Raw genomic sequence first — 20,275 nt, forward strand, 5'->3', positions numbered from 1 at the left:
ATTAGAACAATATTAATAGGAACTGAAGGAAAATGCCGTTTTAGTCGTTCAATATCATAGACGAGATGCTCCCCATAAGATACGCCTGATGACATCTCCTTTTGCAACGCATGGCAAGGGACAATTTCTATTCCAAAAAAGGCAACCCGTCCAGGATCTCCCTTATCCCGGCCGCCGTATCCGGGGTTACCCTGATCACCACCAGCCCCTCCTGGGAATTAACGGTGGATACCACCCCCAGGTGGTCATAGCCCTCGATAATCCTGGTCAGAAATGAAATTTTCTCCCGCGGCACTTTAATATAAATCTCATTATCCACTTTTGGCCCTCCTGACCAGGTCCCACGCTTTCAGCTTCTTTTTAACCGGGAAACGGACGACCTGTCGCGGGTGCGGCGCCGTCTCCAGGCGATTTCCCTCTTCGTCGGTCATCACTTCCAGCTTTTGAGAAAAAAGCGGAGTTTGAGGCCCCGTGAATTCCAGCACATCGCCTGTTTTGAAGCTGTTGCGCTGTTCCACTGTAGCCCAGCCGGTCTGCGAATCGTAATCCAGGACGAGGCCGATAAAATCATACGAGCGCCGGTAGGAAGAAGACGCATAATTGTGGTCATCTGTCCCCGGCCTCCCGAAGAGGAAACCCGTAGTGTAGTCACGGTGACTCACCTTGGTGACCTCTTCATACCAGGCAGGATCGAAAGAATAGTTTTCAGGGTCTTGATAGTAAGCATCAAGCGCCCGGCGGTACGCCATCACGACGGTAGCCACATAATGTATGCTCTTCATTCTCCCTTCAATCTTTAAGCTGTCCACCCCAGCTTCAATCAGGCGGGGAAGATGGCGAATGAGGCATAGGTCCTGGGAATTGAAGATATATGAACCCCTTTCGTCTTCGTGTATGGGGTAGTACCTTCCCGGTCTCTTTTCCTCCACCAGAGCATAATTCCAGCGGCATGGCTGGGCGCATTCCCCTCTGTTGGCGTCCCTTTGAGCCATGTAATTGCTGAGCAGGCACCGCCCCGAATAAGAGATGCACAACGCCCCGTGGACAAAAACCTCCAGCTCGGTTTTCACCCTGCTCCGGATTTCCCTGATCTCTTCAAGAGAAAGCTCACGGGCCAGGACAACCCGCTTTATTCCCTGGCTTTCCCAAAAGTTCGCCGCAGCCCAGTTGGTGGTATTAGCCTGGGTGCTCAAATGAACCGGCAGCCTGCTCTTCATTTCCTGGGCAATCATCAACACCCCGGGGTCGGAAACAATAATCCCGTCCACTCCAATATCTTCCAACTCTTTTAAGTAAAAGGGAAGCCCGTACAGGTCGCCGTTACGGGCAAAAACATTAACGGTCACATAGACCCGGGCTTTTTTCCGGTGGGCGAACTCAACACCCTCCCTCATCTCTTCCCCGGTCAGGTTGCCGGCAGCGGCCCTAAGCCCGTAAGCCTTACCGCCAACATATACGGCATCCGCCCCGTAATGAACGGCGATCTTCAGCTTTTCCAGGTTTCCAGCCGGCGCCAGGAGTTCGACCTTTTTCACGGCACCCGTCTCCTTACAATGGCCGCGAGACTGTTCAACACTTTATCCCTCCATTTTATGAAGAACATCTCCCGCTCAACTTTCATTTTGACCCCAAATCAATACCCCAGCTTCTTTTTGTTTTCCGCGTGCTCAGCAAGGCTCACAGCGAAAACATGCTCCCCACTGCCGTCCTTCTTGGCGACAAAATAACGGTACTTTGTTTCAGCGGGTTCCAAGACGGCGCGCAAAGAGGCTTCGCCGGGACTGCCAATGGGTCCGGGCGGCAGTCCTTTATGGCGATATGTGTTATACGGCGAATCTATCTCCAGATCTTTGTACAAAACCCTTTCTGTATGTTTATCCAGCGAATACTGGATGGTGGCATCCGAATCAAGCTTCATGCCTATTTTGAGGCGGTTTAAAAAGACCGACGCTATCAGGGGACGTTCTTTATCCAAAACAGCCTCGCCTTCCACAATCGAAGCGAGGGTTACCACTTCGTGCGTGGTCAAACCGGTTTTATTATTCGGCAGCTTCTTATAAACCTGGTCGAACCGCCTCAACATCAGGTCAATCACCTTGTCCACCTTCATTCCCTTGGGGATCAGGTATGTATCGGGGAAAAGATACCCTTCCAGGCGCCGTTCCGTTTTAGGCAGGTCTTTAAGAAAAGGATAATCATAGTGCCCCTGTTTTGCCGCATTCCAGAACTCTTCCTCCGTGGCTATGCCCTGTTTGACCAGCACATCCGCAATCTGGCGGAGGGTATACCCTTCCGGAATAGTAAAGGTAATAGTCGCCACTTTTCCTTTCTCGATAATATCAACGATTTTCGGCGTGTTATACGAAGGACTTAGCAAGTATTGCCCCGCCTTAAACCTGTCAATCTTACCTGCCAGGCGGGAATAAAGAAGGAAGGCCCTTGAACTTTTAATCAAGCCCTGTTTTTCCAGGTCGGATGCTATTTCGAGAGGTGTCGCGCCTGGTTTTATGATAAATATTTCTTCCTGGCCCGTTCCCGGCCGGGCAGGACCAAGCTGGCCGTAGAGGACGGTTCCAAAGCCGGCCAGGATAACCAGCAATAACAGAATAAAAGTTAGAAGTCCCCGGTTTAAAGCTTGCTTTTTCAACACGGGTATATTCATCACCTTATCTCCTCGCAGCCCATGATTGTTTATTATACTATAGAATTGATCAATTGGACAGCGAAGGAGAACTGGAAAAAGTCTTGATGATCCTGTCGACAGGCGGGTAATAATCGCGAGAAATGAATTCCTTTTTCAACAGGCTGCCCTGAGCATCGTACACAAAACGCTCCACCCTGTAAACATAGCCGGGTTCACCCGCCCTTTCAAGTATATACTGGCCTTGGGGAACCTGGGGATCATCGCGATAGATAGTACCGGGTGGTATCTCCTTTTCCTTGAAGCTTTTCAGGACGACTCTGCGGCCGGTCTTTGCCTCTCCAAATATTTTAACCGTCAGATTTCCCTGGTATATTTCCGTTTTAATGACCAGGCAGCACTCCCCGCTGTTTCGGAACTTAAAGTCCCTGAACCCGTAAACCACGGTGGCGTCAAGTCCAGGAGACACATAAGGCACAATAAGGGAGTGGGGAGTGCGTTCAATGATTTCCAGTTCTGCCTTTAAAACTGCATTGTACAGTGTAGTGGAAACCTGGCATACTCCCCCGCCGATGTCGGGAACCAGCTCGTTCTGCAGGATGATATCGGCCTCATCATAACCGCTTTCTTTGGTTCTAGGCCCAACCACCTCATTAAACGAAAAAACCTGGCCCGGAAAAACGAAACAATAATCAAGAGCTTTGGCCGCCAGCTGTATATTGTGGGTCCTGTTGAGCCGCGCAGTGTTGAACTGAGTGGAATGCTTGCTGACCAACCCCGTTATCCCATACGCCTCCAGGTCGCTTTGCAATTTGGCCGGCCTTATTTCTGAAAATTTTAGCGCAACATAAATTGCGGCCCCCGGATTGGCCTTTATCTTTTCTTCCAGCGCCAGCAGGGCAGCCTCTTTATCCACGTCCCGGCCATACTCGTGCGGCGTAATCTCCACCTTGTCATCAGGTTTTATAACCAGGCTGGCTTCCCTGGGAGCCCTAAACCAGGGAGCAGTCAAGCGATTCAGGGTTTCCAGGGCTTTTTCCCTGTCTAACTGCAGGACAAGAGGGACCTGGGTCCCTTTTCGTCCGGTCTGCCACCTTGTCCAAATATCATTCCACCATTTTCCCGAACGGCCTAAAAAAAAGGCTTCCTGCCAAACCTTTTCAGCGTCAATGCCCAATCCCATCTCCCGGTAAGTGGTTTCTATTTTTTCTCCACCCGGCAGTTCCATAATCACGGGACAGCCTGCCATCCGTTCGTTTACTTCCTCAACAACGGCCAGCACTTCTTCCCTTTCTTTGCCTCCGAGCGGGCAGCCGTTGAAAAAAACACCGGGGATAACCCGACCCTCATCAGCACATAAGGGCGGGGAAATTCCCGCCAATAAAAAGAGCGTTAAAAGCACGCCCAGCGATCTTTTGGTCTGTGTTCCCACAAACACGATAATCTCCCCACTTTGTTATCTGGTTTATTAAGACATCCCTTCTTAATTATAATTTTCCATTTGCTGGTATTTTATGCAAGACTCGCGGACAAAATAAAATCTCTTGCTTTTCAGCAAGAGATTTTATCTCTATATAGATTATTCTTCTACATCCTCCTCGATCATTTCCTGCCACCTGTCGGCAACTTTTTCCCACTCTTCGTCATCTTCAATATCGTAGAGTATATCTTCCCCGTTTTCATCCTTGCCTACCTTGAGAATTATAGCTTCCGATTCTTCCACATCCAGTTCCATTGGCTCCAGAATGGCGTACTCCGCGCCGTCTACTTCAAGAACGTCAATCAGAACAAATTCGTGTTCCTCGCCGTCTTCGTCCACTAGCACGATCTTTTCCTCGTTGTCAACCATTCGTTTTCCACCTCTTTCCTGTTTCGTTAAAGTCATTTTAACCCCTGGTAATATAGTTGTCAACTTAACCGGAAAAGATGCGCCTTTTTCACATGGCCGCCAGGTTCTTCTCCCCATGCGACGCTTCACCGTAATGGGGCAAAGAAACCGTGAAGACCGTATCATGCCCCGCTTCGCTTTCTATATCAATCCTGCCGTTGTGTTCCTTGATGATCTGGTAGCAGATGCTTAAGCCCAAACCTGTTCCTTTTTCCTTTGTGCTGTAAAACGGTGTGCCCATCCTCATCTTTTCCTCCGGCGTAAGCGGCTTGCCGTTATTGGCAATGGCTATATATACCTCGCCCGTGTCATTATTAAAGCCGGAGGTTATTTTCAAGCGGGGCCGCTCCACGCCGGTCATGGCGTCAATACCGTTTTGCGCGATATTCAACAAGACCTGTTTAAGCTGGTCGGCGTCAGCCAGGACAGTAAGATCTCCTTGGCCTCGCTCGATCACGGTCTCAATACCCCGCACAAACGTGTTGGACTCAATCAGCATCGTTACGGAATCGATGAGTTCATTCGCCGCCAACCTCTGAAAAGCCGGCGGGCGAGGCCTGGCAAACCTTAAAAAATCGGTGACCACCTTGTTGATGCGTTCCGTTTCATTGTCGATCTGTTTTATATATTCCATTATTCTATTATCCCCGGTGATCAGCTTGATTATCTGGCTGAATCCTTTGATTACGGTAAGCGGATTCTTTATTTCATGCACAATCCCGGCAGCCATTTGTCCCAGGATAACCAGTCTTTCTTTTTGCTGCAGTTTTTGCTGTTCGATTCTCAAAAGAGTGACATCGGTACCTACAATGATTGTCCCAGTCAATTCATGGTCCTGGTTGTAAATAGGCGTTTCGCTTGCCAGCATCTCTTTCTTTCCGCCATCCGGTGTAAAAACAGTAAGTTTCACGGAATTTGCAGCCTGGCCCCGTTCCCCCGGACCGGTGTAATCCCTTTTTGTAATAGCGGCTATCCGGTAAAACTCGTTGACATTCAGCCCCAAAATCTCGTGGATCTCCATTCTCACCGTTTCCGCCAGGGCTTTGTTGCACATGACAATGTCCTGGTTGCTGTCAAGAACCAGCACGGTATTGTTGATGGAGTTCAAAATGGTCTGGGCCTGGCTTCCCAGGTTATTCAGTTCCAATTCCTTCTTCGGGTCGTCGAAAAGCACAAGAAAACCGTTTTCCAGGTGATAGATGTCTCTTTTCAGTTCAAAGCAGCGGCCGGGCCGTTCCCCAGACATCTTCATGATTTCGCCGATGGTGCGGCCCCGGACATCTTCCCTTCGGCATCCCAGCAGCTCAAGCGCGCGTTTGTTCGCATAATTATTCCTTAGTCTTTTATCAAAAGCGAGGATGCCCCCGGGAATGCCCTCCAAACTCCCGGCCAACGCGTCCCGTTCGGCTTCAATTGTCTTGTACGGAAAAACGACTGCGCTCAGAGCGATTCCCTGCAGCAAACAAACATGGGCGGAGATGCTTAATATGTGTCCCAGGACTATGCAAAACGGCGACGCTGGTCCAAAAGCGGCCAAACAAAAGCTGTAAACCAGTAACAGCAGCACAGCCTTAAAAAAATAGTTGCCGGTGATTGCCGCTTTGCCTTTTAGATTATTTTTCAAAACCGCTAGAATAAAGAGGCCAACGGCTATTATGGTGTAATCGGCGCCCTTTTGGAAAAGCGTGCTCCCGTTCTGATCCAGCAGCGCAGGCAAATGGTAATAATTTGCATAGGCTAAATAGGAAACTCCAAAAGAACAGCAAAGGGTCAAGGCAAGGCATACCCATTTGTTCATCCCTGTTCTTACATTAGACAGCCATAAGACCAGCGTAAACACTTGTGTATAGACGCCCAGCATCCCGTACCAAATTGAAAGTTCAGGCATACCCTCCGGGTACAGTTTAAGACCTACATAATAATAAGAGTGCAACGCTTCAAAAACGGCTGCCGCCAGGAAACCGAAACCCACCAGCCTGTTAATGCGCTCACCGGCTTCACAGGTAAACCAAACAATAAAAAAGTTCCCCAGTGAAATAACCAGGCATGTGATTTCCAAAACCGTATGCCATACATTTGGGTTGCTGTTCCACAAAAAAGAGTGGATGAAAAAGGCGAGAATACAACTCACAATAATTAAGGCAGCGCTCCGGAATAACAATGACCTGACCGGGAAAGAGTTTCTTCCAACAGATGGCTGCAAATGTCACACACCCTGGCATTCAAAATAATCTATAGTATTATAAATACCACGAATCGGTTGGAGAAATCTCGCGATTTTTGACGAACTTTGTAAATAGCAAAAAATTTTTTTGTCATGGTCCTAAATAATATTAAAAAATTACCCTTTACTCCCGCCGCGGTCAAGGAATCCCTGGAGAATCACGACCGCAGCCATCCTGTCAATAACCTCCCTCCTCTTTTTTCGCGAAACGTCGCCTTCCAGCAGGGTGCGCCTGGCCAAAGCGGTGGTCAGCCGCTCGTCCCAGAAAACAACCTCCAGGGGAATCTCCTTCCTTAAAAGCTTGACAAATTCCTTTGTTTTTTCAGCCTGCGGCCCATATGTTCCGTTCATGTTGCGAGGCAGTCCTACTATGATTTTCTCGATGGAGTGTTCTCTGATAATCGCGGCAAGCCGTTCTATATCCTTTTTTATATCGCTCCTGACGATAGTAGTAAGCCCCTGGGCCGTCAGCCCAAGTCCATCGCTTACTGCCACACCGATTCTTTTATCGCCCACATCCAGTCCAAGTATGCGCATCAGCCACCACCTTCACACGATCTTAATGGCAAACTGTTTACAGGCTGCCCCGCAGTAACCGCAAAACATGCAGTCTTCCCCCACCAGCACGGCCTTTCCTTTTTCGACCTTCAACAGATTGAAAGGGCAGCTCTCCACACACAGACCGCAGCCTGTGCACCAGTCCTCGATATGCAACTTACGGGAAGCCCCCCGGAGAAATGAGGCCAACATCGCAGGCGGTTCCAGCCCTTTCATGATTTTTAGGTTATACTCAACTTCTTCCCGCAGTTTGCAGCCCACCGCCACACTGTGCAGATACGGATAACTAAACGCGAATTCAAGCGCTTCTTTAGCCCGATGAACCAGGTTTCCCCCTCCCAGCGGTTTCATGCCGTATATCCCTTTACCGTTTTCGTAGGCTCGTTTTAATTCCGCCATCAGATCGGCCTGGTTTCCATCCAGCAGTCCCAGCCCTTGCATGTTGACAATGGGATGGATAACCTCCAGGTCTTCCCTGGCGGACGCGACCCTGACAACCTCCACCGTATGAGTGGAAACCCCGACAGCCTTCACAAGCCCCCTTGCTTTAGCTTCCCACAGGTATTCCAGCGCCGGCCTGTGCCCCTTTAAGGTCAGTTCGGATTCCTGCTCGTGAAGCAAAAAAATGTCGATATAATCCCTATCCAGCGCAAGGCGTGCTTCCTCCAGGCTCTTTTTCATACCCTCTTTGGTGTAATCGTAAGATTTGCTGGCGATGACCACGGGTTTGTCCCAGCCCCACAAGGCCTTCTTTATATAGGGATAAGTGCCGTAAATCTTCGCAGTGTCAATAAAATTTACTCCCTTTTCAAGCGCATAACGAATGACCGCCGCCCCGTCTTCCAGGCTTAAATTGGCCTGAAGCGGTCCCACGGTAAGCGAGCCGAAACAAAACCTTGAAACTCTTATGCCCGTATTCCCGAGGTATTTGTATTCCATATCCGGTGCTCTCCTTCATTACAAACACTATAAAGATAAAGCCTCACACCCCAGTGTGAGGCTTTACGTTATTTGCCCAGGTAACTGCGAACCAGTTCTTCCAGCAACTCATCGCGTTCCAGTTTTCGAATCATGGAACGGGCATTGTTGTGGTTGGTGATGTAAGCCGGGTCTCCCGATAAAAGATATCCCACCAGCTGGTTGATGGGGTTGTAACCCTTTTCCTTGAGGGCATTGTACACATGGTGCAAGACAGCACCAGCTTTAATATCCTCATCGGACTTCACCTTATACATCATGGTCTGTTCGAACTTGTCGTTTGGCATGACATCACCCCGCTAAACCAGGTTATCGCTGTCCCCTTTTATATTCTTGATCAGAGTTCGATAATCCTCCAAATATCTTTTTATTTCTTGAGCTGGTTTTCGACGATTTGCGGAACCCCGGCCAATGCTTCTTCCAGTTTGGACGGGTCTTTGCCTCCGGCCTGGGCCATATCGGGCCTGCCGCCTCCGCCTCCGCCCGTCTTTTTCGCTACTTCCCTAATAATATTACCCGCATGCACGCCTCTTGGCAAGAGATCGCCTGTAGCCGCAGCAACAAAACTGACCTTTTCGTCTATGATCGCTCCCAGTACTACTATGCCCGAATTTAGTTTGTCTCTAAACATATCGGCCATGTTTCTCAACGAATCCATATCGCGGGCCTCGACCCTGCAGGCCAGTACGGGCACACCCATGACCATCACCGCCTTGTTGAGATATTCCTCGACCTGGCCCTTGGCCACACGGGTTTCAAGCCTTTCCAGCGCCTTTTCCTTTTGTCTGATCTCTTCCAGGAGCGCTTCCACGCGCTGCTCCAATTCGTGACGCGGTGCTTTTAAGACGGAAGAAAGCCTGTCCAGCAATTCCTCGTCTTCATCCAGGCGTTTTTTGACCCCTGCGCCCGTGAGGGCTTCAATGCGCCGGAGTCCCGCTCCAACGGCCCCCTCCCCCGTGATCTTGAACAAACCAACCTGGCTGGTATTCCTGACATGAGTTCCTCCGCACAGTTCCCTGCTGAAACCCGGCACTTCTACAACCCTTACCACCTCGCCGTACTTTTCGCCGAACAAGGCAATGGCCCCGGCCTCCCTGGCCTTGTCCCTGCTCATCTCCTCCGCTCGCACATCGATGGCGGCCAGTATTTTTTCATTGACCAGTTCCTCCACTTTTTTCAATTCCTCCGGGGTGACCGCTCCAAAGTGGCTGAAGTCAAAGCGCAGTCTCTGTGGTTCCACGGCTGAGCCGGACTGGTGAACGTGCTCGCCCAGCACGCCGCGCAGAGCGCTGTGCAGAAGGTGAGTCGCGGTATGGTTCCGTTCCGTCGCGGCGCGAAGCTGGGGATCAACCGACATGGTTACCGTTTCTCCCTGCCCAATCCTACCGGTGACGATTCCCGCATGGACGTACTTGCCGTCAGGCATTTTTTGTGTTGAATTTATGCTCACGCTGCCGCCCGCGGCAGCAGCCAGCCCACGGTCTCCAACCTGCCCGCCGCCTTCGGCATAAAAAGGCGTGCGGTCGACTATCAGGTATACTTCATCGCCGTCGCTTGCTTCCTTAATGAGTTCCCCGTCTTTGATCAAGGCCAGAACGCGCGCTTTTACGTTCAATGTTTCATACCCGGTGAATTCTGTCGCCGGTAAATCGCCGGCCAAGTTTTTCACTGTTAGGGCAAGATCCCATGCCCTGCTTTCCTGGCGGGCTGCCCTTGCTCTTTCCCGTTGCGCTTCCATGGCCCTGTTAAAACCGGCTAAATCGACTTTAAGGCCGGCTTCCTCTGCAATGTCCTGGGACAAGTCCAGGGGAAAGCCAAAAGTGTCATAAAGGCGAAATACTTCTTCTCCCGGCAGGGTGTCCCCACCCTTTCCCCTGATGCTGCCGATTATTTCCTGGGCCAGCCTGAGTCCGTCGTTGAGGGTCTCGTGGAATCGCTCTTCTTCGCTGCACATCACTTTAGCCACGTAGTCGCTGTTGCCCTTTATATCCGGGTATGCCCCTTCCATCAAACCGACCACGACCGGAACCAGGTTATACATGAACGGCTTCTCAATTCCCAGCACCTTGCCGAAGCGGACAGCTCTCCGCAGAATACGGCGCAGGACGTATCCCCTGCCCTCGTTCCCGGGCAAGACCCCGTCGCTTACCAGGAATGTGCAGGAACGGATGTGATCGGCAATCACCCTGAACGGGAAACCGCGCTGGTCTTTGAAGTACTGTTTCCCGCAAAGGTCTTCGATAGCCTTGATTACTGGCTTGAGCAGGTCGGTTTCATAATTGCTGTCCACGTTCTGGATGACGGAAGTTATGCGCTCCAGTCCCATGCCTGTATCTATGCTGGGCCGGGGCAAGGGGGTAAGTTTACCTTCAGCGTCACGATTGAACTGCATGAACACCAGGTTCCAGATTTCCAGATACCGGTCGCAGTCGCAGGAACCTATGCCACAGTTTGGCCCGCACGTGTATTTTTCGCCGCGGTCAATCAGTATTTCGCTGCAGGGCCCGCACGGTCCGGTGTCTCCCATCGCCCAGAAGTTGTCCTTTTCGCCCATGCGGATTATCCTCCCGGCAGGAACCGGCGTCAGTTCCCTCCAAAGCTGGAAGGCTTCGTCATCATCCTCGTAAATGGTCACATACAACTTGTCTTCCGGCAGGCCGAGCGTCGCGGTAAGAAACTCCCAGGCGAAGGCAATGGCTTCCTTTTTGAAATAGTCGCCAAAAGAGAAATTTCCCAGCATTTCAAAGAATGTATGGTGGCGCGCGGTTCTTCCTACCGTCTCCAGGTCGTTGTGCTTTCCACCGGCCCGTACGCATTTTTGGGAAGTGACGGCACGTTTATACGGCCTTCTCTCCAATCCCAAAAAGAGGTCCTTGAACTGGTTCATCCCGGCATTGGTAAAAAGAAGTGTCGGATCATTGTGGGGGACTAGCGAAGAACTGCTCACCCGCGTATGGCCCTTGCTCTCGAAGTAGGCCAGGAATTTTTCCCGGATCTCATTACCGCTCAACATAAACCGTACCTCCCAAGAACATAAACCTAAAAAGTAAACTCCCACCGCCAACACTTCCGTGTCAGGAACGGGAGTTTCCAGCATCCAGTCCTGTCTGCCGCTACACGGCGATTGCCTAAGAAACGACTTTTTTATTTTCCAGGATATGCAATGAGTTAATTATACGAAAACGCCGCTTTTTTGTCAACGAAACCAAACGCCTGCTACAGCAGACGCCAGTAAAGGTGTTTAAGCAGGACCTTGATGACTCCGGCAAGCGGCACAGCGAACAGCATGCCCATAAAACCCCAGAGCTGCCCGGCCGCCAGCAGAGAAAAAATAATTACAAGCGGGTGAAGACCCACGCTGTCTCCCAAAACCCTCGGGGAAATGATGTTTCCTTCGATTTGCTGGATTAGGATCATAACACCCAGCACGTAAAGGGCCATCCACCTCGATTTGGTCAACGCCAGGAGGACTGCCGGAACAGCGGATATTACTGCGCCAAAGTAAGGGATTAGATTGGCCAAGCCAACCACCAGACCGATAAGTAGCGGGAAATCCATACCAATCAAGACCATCCCCAGCGTGGTCATAACCGCGACTATGATCGACACCAGGATATTGCCGCGGATAAATCTCTTGATCACCTGGTTTGCTTCGCTTCCCACAACGACCAGGCCGCGGCGCCACCGTGCCGGCACAACTTTCAGGATGCCGCGGCCAAAACGATTAAACTCAAGCAAAAAATAAAAACTTAAAACCGGGGCCAAAACAAGGTTAAAGGCCTGAGAAAACAGGCCCAACAGAATCCGGGCGGTTCCCTCCACCAGGCCCGCAGCCATCTCTCCCATCCCTCGCAGTGTCTCATCGATAACCAGCCGGATGCTGTCCGGAAGAGGAAGCCGGTTGTACCCGTCCTGCATCCCCCTTAACACATCCTGAAATTCCCTGGTATACCGGGGCAGCGAATCGACCAGCCGGTTAAGGTCCGCCAGCAAGGCTGGAAACCCATACAAGACGGTGACGGCAATAGCTCCTGTAACAAGAATGTAGATTAAAGCTACAGAAACACCTCTTTGCATCCCCTTGTTTTCCAGGACATCGACAAAGGGGTCGAGAACGTAAGCCATCAGAAAGCCGATAACGAACGGCACCAGCACCTGCCGGACAGCAAAGAAAAACCAGGCCAGCAGCACGAAAACGAGCAACACTCCAGCCAGGCGCCACTTTTTTCTCCAAACGGTGAAAACATTCATTAGTCTCGCCACATTTCTGCCAGTTTAAGGTGAAGACAATAAAGCACCTGTCAAAGCTTCATCACCCCAACAGATGCCTGTTATTCTTATTAAACCGCAGCATCTTCACAATTTCAGCTTTCCTGCCTCCTGATAAAACCCTGTACTTCCCTGGCCACACCTGACATTATCTGGCCGGTTCTCCGCCCGACCCTTCTGGTCTGACCTACCAGCAACCGCCTGGGATCAGATTTCATCTGCCGGCCAAAACGCATAGCCAGCAGCGCACCGGCCAGGCCGCCAACCAACATACCATTAATAAATCTCCAGCGCATCTTGTCACCTCCCCTGTCTTTTCTTGGCCTCTCAGCTTATTCCCGTTATTCCCGCCTGTTCATAATCAACCAGGCTGCCGTCTTCTGAAACCGAATAAATCCTAACTTCACTGCCATAAAGCTGGTATTCAAGAAAGCAGTTCCAGCAGTAATACCTGTCGATCCCCACCCGTCCCACGGCTTTGCCGCTGCATACCGGACAGTTCATTTTTATTATCCCCCTATTCTCATTGAGTATCCGTTATAATAACCGCATCATCCCCGAATTTAAGAACATTTTCAGCAGGAATTATCCTTCTCCCTGCCACCAGGTCCTTTAACAACCCGTCGGAAACCTCAAAACCGGCAATCATCCCCTGTTCTTCTCCGAGAACGATGTCTTCAATTATGCCAAGGTTTTCGCCTGAAAGCGTCACAACCGCCAGGCCCCGGTAAAATTGCCCTTCCCATTCCTGGCCCGCCTCCATCGTCAGGTCCCCGGGCCGTATTTTCACCATAACCGAATCCCGGCCCACGCTGCTCACACTTTGAAATGGCAGATAAAACGGTTCACGGCGCGGAGAAATGAGAAACAGGCCTTCAAGCCTCCGGTCTTCTCCCGGTTTGAACCCCACTACATACCCCAGCAGTTTTCCGCTCGAAACATCAATAACGGGCTTGTTCCGGAACTCGCGGCCTTTTCTCATCTTTTCCAGTTCCTTTTTCATTTCCACAACTTTACACTAGCTTGACTATAGTATAGACAGGCGGTTAAAAAATAATTCGTTCTCTCAATGTTAAAAAAACACCTCGTCTATGACCCCGCCGCCCACTACCAGGTCGCCCCGGTAATAGACCACGGACTGACCCGGAGTGATGGCCCGCTGCGGCTGCAGGAACCGCACACAGACCCTGCCGTCTTCTTCCGGTGATATAACGGCCCGGGCAGGCTCTGCGCCGTAGCGTATTTTGGCTTCCACATCCAGCTCTTGCTTCAGGCTTTCCAGGGCGATAAAATTATTGTCCCTGGCTCGGAGACCTTCCCTGTAGATTTCTTCTTCACGCCCCACAATCACGTTGTTATTTTCTGGATCAAGAGCCACCACGTAAGCCGGGTAACCCATCGCCAGTCCCAGGCCCTTTCGCTGGCCCACGGTGTAATACGGCAAGCCTTTGTGTTTTCCAATGACTTTTCCCTTGGTATCCAGAAAGTACCCCGGTTTAATCTCCTTTGCGGCGGCCTTATTCTCTAAAAACCTTTTATAGTCGTTATCCGGGATAAAGCATATTTCCTGGCTCTCCGGTTTTTTGGCCACGGCAAGGCCCAGCTGCGCGGCTTTTTCCCTGATACGCTCCTTGCTGTAAGCGCCCAGGGGGAAAATGGTCCAGGCGAGCTGCTCCTGGGTAAGGTTATACAATACGTAGCTCTGGTCCTTGCTCCTGTCATCCCCCCGGTAAAGCAGGTAGCGCCCTGTTCTTTCATCAAAATCGATCCTGGCGTAATGCCCGGTGGCGATACCGGCGGCTTCCAGTTCCCGTGCTTTTTTTATCAAAGCCCCGAACTTGATATGCCGGTTGCAGGCTATGCATGGGTTAGGCGTTCTCCCGCGCAGGTATTCGTCAATAAAATAACCGATAACTTTTTGGGCAAAGAGTTCCTGAAAGTTCACCACATAATGAGGAATGCCCAGCCTTTCCGCCACATTGCGGGCATCCTGGACAGCCTGCGTGGAACAGCAGGCGTTTTCCCTCAGATCCGCCGTGCCGCATTCCCACGTCTTCATGGTAACACCAATCACATCATAACCTTCCTCAAGAAGCAGGGCACAGGCTACGGAACTGTCCACACCGCCGCTCATGGCCACCACAACACGGTCGCCTTTGTTTATTCTTCTTTTTTCAATCATCGCCATCACCTGAAATATACTGCGTCTTCAGCCCTTTTGCTTCCTTTTTATATAAAACGCCCCTGTCCTTTCCCATCAGCGACGGTTTATAATACTTTACTCCCTTCAACTCCCTGGGCAGGTAATCCTGCTCAACATAGTGTTCCGGATAATCGTGAGGATACTTGTATCCTTTTCCATGTCCCATTTTCCCGGCGCCGGGATAACTGGCATCCCTCAAGTGCATGGGAACCGGTCCGTATTTCCCGTTCTTAACATCGGCCATGGCATCATGGACAGCCAGGACCGAATTGCTTTTCGGGGCACAGGCTATGTACAGCGCTGCCTCAGCCAAAAGAAGCTGTCCTTCCGGCAGTCCCACCTGTTCAAAACCCTGGGCGGCGGCATTGGCAACCACCAGGGCCAGAGGATCCGCCAGCCCCACGTCCTCCGCCGCGTGAATCAGAAGCCTGCGGGCGATGGCCCGGGGGTCCTCGCCGGCATGCAGCATGCGGGCAAGATAATGCAGAACGGCATCGGGGTCCGAACCGCGCATGCTTTTGATAAAAGCGGAAAAAACGTCGTAATGCTGGTCACCCGTCCTGTCATAGAGAACGACCCTCTCCTGGATAGACTCCTCGGCACAAGCCAGGTCAATGACTCTCACTCCGTTTTCGTCGGGCTGTGTTGACATAACCGCCAGTTCCAAACCGTTCAAGGCCAGCCGGGCATCACCCCGGGCCGCCTGGGCCAGGTGTTCCAGGGCTTCAGGCGAAACAGCCGTCCGGTAATTACCAAGACCTCTTTCCTTGTCTGCCAGGGCCCTGCGCAAAAGCGCCAATATATCGCCCGTGCTCAGAGGTTCCAGTCTAAAAAGCCGGGAACGCGAAAGCAGGGGTGAATTAACACTGAAATAAGGATTTTCAGTGGTAGCCCCGATCAAAACGATTTTGCCTTCTTCCACCGACGGCAGAAGAGCGTCCTGCTGGGCCCTGTTGAAACGGTGAATTTCATCAATAAACACAATAGTCCCCTGCTGGTAGAATCCCAGCCTCTCTTCCGCATCCCTGACCACCTGGCGCAGTTCGTTCACCCCGGATGTCACCGCATTCAACCTGACAAAATGGGACTTTGTCATCCTGGCGATGACAAAAGCCAAGCTGGTCTTCCCCGTCCCCGGCGGGCCGTAAAAAATCATAGAGCCGAGCTGGTCCGCTTCAATCGCCCTTCTCAAAAGCTTGCCTGGACCGATGAGCGCTTCCTGCCCAACCAATTCGTCCAGGGTCTCCGGGCGCATCCTGGCAGCCAAAGGGGCCCTTCCTTTCAAAGCATCCTTTTGCGCCTGAGCAAAAAGATCCATCGTCACCACCTCTAAAATAATTCTATCCCTGTCGCTCTAATACTGCAACACGGCTGGCCGCCGCTTGGATAACCCCAAAAGCCGGCAAAGAAAAAAACCGCGTTTGAACGCGCGGCTTCTTTATATTAATGCAGATAGGCTACAAAACCTGGTCCAGCGCCTTGCTGAGATTGGCCTTGGGCATAAAACCGACCAGGCGGTTTACCTCTTTCCCGTCTTTGTAAATGATAATTGTCGGTATGCTCATAACACCGTATTCCTGGGCAGTTTTGCCGTTTTCGTCCACATTGAGCTTACACACTTTAACCTTACCCCGGTAATCACTGGCCAGTTCCTCAATGACAGGAGCGATCATCCGGCAGGGCCCGCACCATGCAGCCCAGAAATCCACCAGGACGGGAGTACCGGCTTCAAGAACTTCATCTTTAAAATTACTGTCCTGCACCTGGATAATATTATCAGCCATTTTTTCCGCCTCCTTACTTGATAAAATTGCTCATCACGCTCATCAGGTCGGCCAGAAGCGCCTCCCTTTCTTTAGCATCCCCTTTCAGGCCGTTTGATAAGCATTTTTTGGCGTGGTTTTCAAAAATCATGATCCCCACTTTCGATACAGCAGCTCTTATGGCGGATATCTGGACAAGAATATCCATGCAGCAAGCATCTTCGTCAATCATGCGCTGAATTCCTCTCAACTGTCCTTCTATCCGCCTGAGCCTCCTTTTTATGCTTTCTTCCATCTCATTATACCCCCCGGGGGTATCTTCAATATAATTATACTGGTTATCTCAAGAGTTTGTCAAGCGGTTATTTTGAGCGGTTATTTTGAGCTGTCCGTGTAATGCTGTCCGGGTTTCTGCCGCTAAATCCCAAGCAAATCGCGAATTACGCCGGAAGCAAGCAATAGGCCAGCTGCCGGCGGGACAAACGAAACGCTCCCGGTGAGGCGTTTCCCCTCGCCCGGTGCACAGGACGGTTTAACCGGCTGCTCATCCGAAAAAACCACCTTTACTCCTCCGCTGATCCCTCTCTTTTTTAATTCGCGGCGCATGGCCCTGGCCAAAGGGCAGTTTGAAGTCTCGCCAATATCAGCTATCCTGAAGCGAGCCGGATCCAACCGGTTGCCGGCCCCCATCGCTGATATGACAGGTATGCCCCTGGAGACAGAAGTTTCAATAATAGCCAGCTTGCCGCCCACATCATCGATGGCGTCGACCACATAAGAGATGCCTGGCCGTACATATTCCCGGATATTTCTCTCATCGACCTTTTCCTTGAAAACCGTCACCTTGGCAGCGGGATTGATGTCCTGCACGCGCTCCCGCAAGACTTCAACCTTGGGCCTGCCGACCGTCGAATGGAGCGCTTCCAGCTGCCTGTTGAGATCGGTTATACAAACACTGTCGGGGTCGACCAGGACGAGCCCACCGATCCCGGCGCGGGCCAGGGCCTCCACGGCAAATGACCCCACCCCGCCGACGCCGAATACCGCAACCACGCTGCAGGCCAGCCTGTTCAACCCTTCCTTGCCTATTAACAACTCCATCCTCGACAACTGGTGCATGGCGGCATCTCCGTTTTGGATAATCTATATTCACAAGATATATTATAACTAAAATGACTCCTCAATTTTATTCATCTGACGAATTATATAGTACCCGCTTTAAGCATATCTTCCACATTGTCTTTAAACAGAATGGCTCCATATAATACGTTTTCTTCCATGGAAAGTCCAAACACAATATGCAGTACCTTTATTCCGCTGATCGATTCTATATCACTTAATACCCGCTGTTCCAGGTTGCCACAAATCTTCTTCCTGAGCCTCAACAATTCCTCCGGCCCGTCAGGAAGGTTTTTTAAATTCTCTTCAAGAAACGTCAATGTCCCCGAACAAAGGAAAGTCCCAATATTGCGGTTTATTTTCACCCACATGTCTTCCGGACCTTTGCCAAAAGTTTCAATATGCGTTCTTATAAAATACTTTCTTAATTCCTTTTCCAGGTCATATATCGATTTCCACCACATTTTTTCCTCCTGCAGCCGAGATGATTGATATGCGTTTCTCACCGGATTGTTTTCAGGTTCCTTAAATCTGACAGTTCGCTTGGAGGCAATGGTTTACCCAGCAAAAAGCCCTGGACGTAATCGCACCCCAGATCTTTAAAAAATTCAAGCTGTTCGGTTGTCTCGACACCTTCAGCAATCACTTCAATCTTTAATCTTTTGGCAAGCATTATGACGGATTCGGCTATGGCTACATCCTTGTTGTTCCAGGGGATTCCTCTCACCAGATTGTAATCCAGTTTAAGAGCGTTGATCGGTATTTTGCTTAAATAATTCAAGGAAGAGTATCCTGTGCCAAAATCATCAAGGATCAACCTGACTCCAAGGTTTCTCAATCTTTCCAGCATCACTACGGATTTATCCATATTCATGGCCACAGATTCTGTAATTTCCAATTCCAGATAATACGGCTTAAGGTCCGTCTCTTTTAGTATGCCGTTTAGTGTGTTTATAAAACGGTGGTCGCGCAGTTGAATCCCTGAAATGTTAACCGAAACCCTGCGTACGGGAAATTCTGTTTCAAGCCAGGTCTTTAACTGGCGGCAGGCGGAACGCAGCACCCACTCACCTATAGGCACTATTAGATTGGTTTGCTCGGCAATAGTTATAAACGACTCGGGCATGACCAGGCCTTTCTCCGGATCGAACCAGCGAAGCAGGGCCTCGGCTCCAATTATTATACCTCTTTTCAGGTCCAAAAGAGGCTGGTAATAGATTGCCAGTTCGTTAAAGCTCCCCTGCTGGACAATCCTTCTCAAATTGTTGGCAATGACCACTCTTTCCGCGTTTTTGAGGACCATCCTGTCGTTAAAAAAGCTGTAGCAGTTTTTCCCCAGGTCTTTAGCCTTGTTAAGCGCAATGCCGGCAAACTGTATCAACTGGATCGAATCGCGCCCGTGCAGCGGGTAGATGCAAATACCCATGCTTGCCGTGACATACAAGGCGTTACCGTTAACAGGGAACGGCTTTTCAAAACTATTGATAATCTTACCGGCGGTTCCTTCAATGTCCGCCAGGCTAAAAACATTTGGAAGAGCGAGCAGGAATTCATCCGCCCCTGAGCGGGCAATGAACGCTTCATGGCCCAGCATATCCCGGAGTCTCACTGTAACTGCCTTCAACAACTCGTCTCCGATCAAAGGGCCCATAATATCATTAATTTCGTTGAATTGATCAATATCCATATCTATTACTGCCAGGAGCCTATTCTCGCGCGTGCTTTTTCTCAAACAGGCCTCAAGGTGTCTCAAAAACGCCTCCCTGTCTGGCAAATCCGTCAATGAATCATAGTGAATTGCATATCTGCCTGCCAGCAAGTCCCGCCTGGCCTGGAATTTCCCCCATAAAAAAGCCGCTATGATTATGAAAATGACCGGAAGACAATAGATAAGCCTTTGATAATCCAGATACACGTGTAACAGTCCTAACAAAATGATACCAAATGCGGTGATTGTTAATACTACTTTTCCCTGTACACCTTTATTTCCGGACTTCATGACCTGACGGACAGCCTCCCCTTGGACTGAAATGAATGAGACTGGATTAAACAAATCGACTTTACCCTCAGAAACCCTTATACTCTCAGAGAGTAAAGTCGTCTTCCCCCCTTCTCTCCATGTATTTCTCTCCTTTTTGGTCTGGTGGAAATGCCTGGTTTTTATTTCTGCATAGTAAAAAAGCACACCCCAAACCTTGAAAGGTTTTTCGGTGTGCTCCGTATCCTGGTAATACTGAACCTCAGCCCGAGCTCTCAATTTTGGGTAACAGCCGCTGATAGCCATCCCCAGGCATTATATTATTACTCTTTTTCAAATAACGCTATGCCTCTTTTGCCAGCATTTAACATTATTCGACATAACCTTCTTTTTTCCTTCTTGTTTACGTAAAATTTTAAACGAAAGCATAATTTTTAAGTACAATAAAACCCCACTATGCCGTGGGGCCGTTGTTTTGAACCTGCTCTCGGCAGGTGGGTACCCTCCCGGCTGCTTTTTGCTTCCTGTCTCGGCAGGCCTGCAAGCCACAGCCAGAGTCCGGGTTCCCGATGTAAAGGTGTTGGCTCAAAACTAATCGGCTCTTTCACACGGGCACCGCAGGGTACGAGGATATCCTTCGCACTTAAATGTTAG

Annotated in this window: 21 protein-coding genes and 1 other RNA gene; all 22 read right to left on the bottom strand. The window is 50.4% G+C overall.

The window, feature by feature from the left end; genetic code table 11:
• Window positions 1-127: 127 nt before the first annotated feature.
• The 22 genes from NUV48_07715 to ssrS all read right to left on the bottom strand — a co-directional run bounded on the left by NUV48_07715 (window position 128) and on the right by ssrS (window position 20,248).
• Complete coding sequence (locus tag NUV48_07715) at window positions 128-319, bottom strand: DUF4911 domain-containing protein (protein ID MCR4442028.1); 192 nt, start codon at window positions 317-319, stop codon at window positions 128-130.
• Window positions 312-1,535 carry a U32 family peptidase gene (locus NUV48_07720; protein ID MCR4442029.1) on the bottom strand — a complete coding sequence of 408 codons (1,224 nt, stop codon included), beginning with the start codon at window positions 1,533-1,535 and terminating at the stop codon, window positions 312-314. The genes NUV48_07715 and NUV48_07720 overlap by 8 nt, the downstream gene beginning before the upstream one ends.
• 98 nt (window positions 1,536-1,633) lie before the next feature.
• The gene (gene mltG, locus NUV48_07725) at window positions 1,634-2,662 is read right to left on the bottom strand and encodes an endolytic transglycosylase MltG (GenBank protein ID MCR4442030.1); all 1,029 of its coding nucleotides are present in this window, start codon (window positions 2,660-2,662) and stop codon (window positions 1,634-1,636) included.
• 49 nt (window positions 2,663-2,711) lie between these two features.
• Window positions 2,712-4,073, bottom strand: a complete 1,362-nt coding sequence (locus NUV48_07730) for a VanW family protein (GenBank protein MCR4442031.1) — start codon at window positions 4,071-4,073, stop codon at window positions 2,712-2,714.
• 147 nt (window positions 4,074-4,220) lie between these two features.
• Window positions 4,221-4,490, bottom strand: coding sequence for a DUF1292 domain-containing protein (locus NUV48_07735; protein ID MCR4442032.1), 270 nt, complete (start codon window positions 4,488-4,490; stop codon window positions 4,221-4,223).
• A gap of 88 nt (window positions 4,491-4,578) precedes the next feature.
• Window positions 4,579-6,660, bottom strand: coding sequence for an ATP-binding protein (locus tag NUV48_07740; protein ID MCR4442033.1), 2,082 nt, complete (start codon window positions 6,658-6,660; stop codon window positions 4,579-4,581).
• Window positions 6,661-6,870: 210 nt separating this feature from the next.
• Window positions 6,871-7,290: a Holliday junction resolvase RuvX gene (gene ruvX / locus NUV48_07745; protein ID MCR4442034.1), complete on the bottom strand. Its 420-nt coding sequence runs from the start codon at window positions 7,288-7,290 to the stop codon at window positions 6,871-6,873.
• A gap of 12 nt (window positions 7,291-7,302) precedes the next feature.
• On the bottom strand, window positions 7,303-8,250 hold the full coding sequence (locus tag NUV48_07750; GenBank protein ID MCR4442035.1) for an aldo/keto reductase: 948 nt from the start codon (window positions 8,248-8,250) through the stop codon (window positions 7,303-7,305).
• 68 nt (window positions 8,251-8,318) lie between these two features.
• Window positions 8,319-8,549 (bottom strand): IreB family regulatory phosphoprotein, encoded by a 231-nt coding sequence (locus NUV48_07755; protein ID MCR4442036.1) that lies wholly within the window; start codon window positions 8,547-8,549, stop codon window positions 8,319-8,321.
• 107 nt (window positions 8,550-8,656) lie between these two features.
• Complete coding sequence (gene alaS, locus NUV48_07760; GenBank protein ID MCR4442037.1) at window positions 8,657-11,302, bottom strand: alanine--tRNA ligase; 2,646 nt, start codon at window positions 11,300-11,302, stop codon at window positions 8,657-8,659.
• Window positions 11,303-11,505: 203 nt separating this feature from the next.
• Entirely contained in the window at window positions 11,506-12,540 is a 1,035-nt protein-coding gene (locus NUV48_07765) for an AI-2E family transporter (GenBank protein ID MCR4442038.1), read from the bottom strand.
• Between the two features lie 113 nt (window positions 12,541-12,653).
• The gene (locus NUV48_07770; protein ID MCR4442039.1) at window positions 12,654-12,854 is read right to left on the bottom strand and encodes a hypothetical protein; all 201 of its coding nucleotides are present in this window, start codon (window positions 12,852-12,854) and stop codon (window positions 12,654-12,656) included.
• A 31-nt stretch (window positions 12,855-12,885) separates the two neighbouring features.
• The gene (locus NUV48_07775; protein ID MCR4442040.1) at window positions 12,886-13,062 is read right to left on the bottom strand and encodes a hypothetical protein; all 177 of its coding nucleotides are present in this window, start codon (window positions 13,060-13,062) and stop codon (window positions 12,886-12,888) included.
• A 19-nt stretch (window positions 13,063-13,081) separates the two neighbouring features.
• Complete coding sequence (locus NUV48_07780) at window positions 13,082-13,561, bottom strand: PRC-barrel domain-containing protein (GenBank protein MCR4442041.1); 480 nt, start codon at window positions 13,559-13,561, stop codon at window positions 13,082-13,084.
• Between the two features lie 69 nt (window positions 13,562-13,630).
• Complete coding sequence (gene mnmA, locus NUV48_07785; protein MCR4442042.1) at window positions 13,631-14,740, bottom strand: tRNA 2-thiouridine(34) synthase MnmA; 1,110 nt, start codon at window positions 14,738-14,740, stop codon at window positions 13,631-13,633.
• Window positions 14,733-16,079, bottom strand: a complete 1,347-nt coding sequence (locus tag NUV48_07790; protein MCR4442043.1) for a replication-associated recombination protein A — start codon at window positions 16,077-16,079, stop codon at window positions 14,733-14,735. Before NUV48_07790 ends, mnmA begins: the two co-directional genes overlap by 8 nt.
• A 139-nt stretch (window positions 16,080-16,218) precedes the next feature.
• Window positions 16,219-16,545 carry a thioredoxin gene (trxA, locus tag NUV48_07795; GenBank protein MCR4442044.1) on the bottom strand — a complete coding sequence of 109 codons (327 nt, stop codon included), beginning with the start codon at window positions 16,543-16,545 and terminating at the stop codon, window positions 16,219-16,221.
• Between the two features lie 13 nt (window positions 16,546-16,558).
• Window positions 16,559-16,819, bottom strand: a complete 261-nt coding sequence (locus NUV48_07800) for a metal-sensitive transcriptional regulator (GenBank protein MCR4442045.1) — start codon at window positions 16,817-16,819, stop codon at window positions 16,559-16,561.
• Window positions 16,820-16,941: 122 nt separating this feature from the next.
• Window positions 16,942-17,643, bottom strand: a complete 702-nt coding sequence (locus NUV48_07805) for a tRNA threonylcarbamoyladenosine dehydratase (protein MCR4442046.1) — start codon at window positions 17,641-17,643, stop codon at window positions 16,942-16,944.
• 83 nt (window positions 17,644-17,726) lie between these two features.
• The gene (locus tag NUV48_07810; protein ID MCR4442047.1) at window positions 17,727-18,107 is read right to left on the bottom strand and encodes a Na-translocating system protein MpsC family protein; all 381 of its coding nucleotides are present in this window, start codon (window positions 18,105-18,107) and stop codon (window positions 17,727-17,729) included.
• A gap of 38 nt (window positions 18,108-18,145) precedes the next feature.
• Window positions 18,146-19,642: an EAL domain-containing protein gene (locus tag NUV48_07815; protein ID MCR4442048.1), complete on the bottom strand. Its 1,497-nt coding sequence runs from the start codon at window positions 19,640-19,642 to the stop codon at window positions 18,146-18,148.
• A 423-nt stretch (window positions 19,643-20,065) separates the two neighbouring features.
• A non-coding RNA gene (gene ssrS, locus NUV48_07820) (6S RNA) lies at window positions 20,066-20,248 on the bottom strand.
• Window positions 20,249-20,275: the final 27 nt, after the last annotated feature.

Source organism: Peptococcaceae bacterium (assembly GCA_024655825.1).
Taxonomy (GTDB): domain Bacteria; phylum Bacillota; class Peptococcia; order DRI-13; family PHAD01; genus JANLFJ01.

What these genes read in the sequence shown, in the direction of transcription:
- NUV48_07780 (MCR4442041.1), bottom strand. Translation starts at nt 13,561, where the DNA reads ATGAAAAAGGAACTGGAAAAGATGAGAAAAGGCCGCGAGTTCCGGAAC.
- NUV48_07750 (MCR4442035.1), bottom strand. Translation starts at nt 8,250, where the DNA reads ATGGAATACAAATACCTCGGGAATACGGGCATAAGAGTTTCAAGGTTT.
- ruvX (MCR4442034.1), bottom strand. Translation starts at nt 7,290, where the DNA reads ATGCGCATACTTGGACTGGATGTGGGCGATAAAAGAATCGGTGTGGCA.
- NUV48_07770 (MCR4442039.1), bottom strand. Translation starts at nt 12,854, where the DNA reads ATGCGCTGGAGATTTATTAATGGTATGTTGGTTGGCGGCCTGGCCGGT.
- NUV48_07790 (MCR4442043.1), bottom strand. Translation starts at nt 16,079, where the DNA reads ATGGATCTTTTTGCTCAGGCGCAAAAGGATGCTTTGAAAGGAAGGGCC.
- NUV48_07815 (MCR4442048.1), bottom strand. Translation starts at nt 19,642, where the DNA reads ATGAAGTCCGGAAATAAAGGTGTACAGGGAAAAGTAGTATTAACAATC.
- trxA (MCR4442044.1), bottom strand. Translation starts at nt 16,545, where the DNA reads ATGGCTGATAATATTATCCAGGTGCAGGACAGTAATTTTAAAGATGAA.
- NUV48_07765 (MCR4442038.1), bottom strand. Translation starts at nt 12,540, where the DNA reads ATGAATGTTTTCACCGTTTGGAGAAAAAAGTGGCGCCTGGCTGGAGTG.
- NUV48_07755 (MCR4442036.1), bottom strand. Translation starts at nt 8,549, where the DNA reads ATGATGTATAAGGTGAAGTCCGATGAGGATATTAAAGCTGGTGCTGTC.
- alaS (MCR4442037.1), bottom strand. Translation starts at nt 11,302, where the DNA reads ATGTTGAGCGGTAATGAGATCCGGGAAAAATTCCTGGCCTACTTCGAG.
- NUV48_07800 (MCR4442045.1), bottom strand. Translation starts at nt 16,819, where the DNA reads ATGGAAGAAAGCATAAAAAGGAGGCTCAGGCGGATAGAAGGACAGTTG.
- NUV48_07735 (MCR4442032.1), bottom strand. Translation starts at nt 4,490, where the DNA reads ATGGTTGACAACGAGGAAAAGATCGTGCTAGTGGACGAAGACGGCGAG.
- mltG (MCR4442030.1), bottom strand. Translation starts at nt 2,662, where the DNA reads ATGAATATACCCGTGTTGAAAAAGCAAGCTTTAAACCGGGGACTTCTA.
- NUV48_07805 (MCR4442046.1), bottom strand. Translation starts at nt 17,643, where the DNA reads ATGCACCAGTTGTCGAGGATGGAGTTGTTAATAGGCAAGGAAGGGTTG.
- NUV48_07775 (MCR4442040.1), bottom strand. Translation starts at nt 13,062, where the DNA reads ATGAACTGTCCGGTATGCAGCGGCAAAGCCGTGGGACGGGTGGGGATC.
- mnmA (MCR4442042.1), bottom strand. Translation starts at nt 14,740, where the DNA reads ATGATTGAAAAAAGAAGAATAAACAAAGGCGACCGTGTTGTGGTGGCC.
- NUV48_07810 (MCR4442047.1), bottom strand. Translation starts at nt 18,107, where the DNA reads ATGTGGTGGAAATCGATATATGACCTGGAAAAGGAATTAAGAAAGTAT.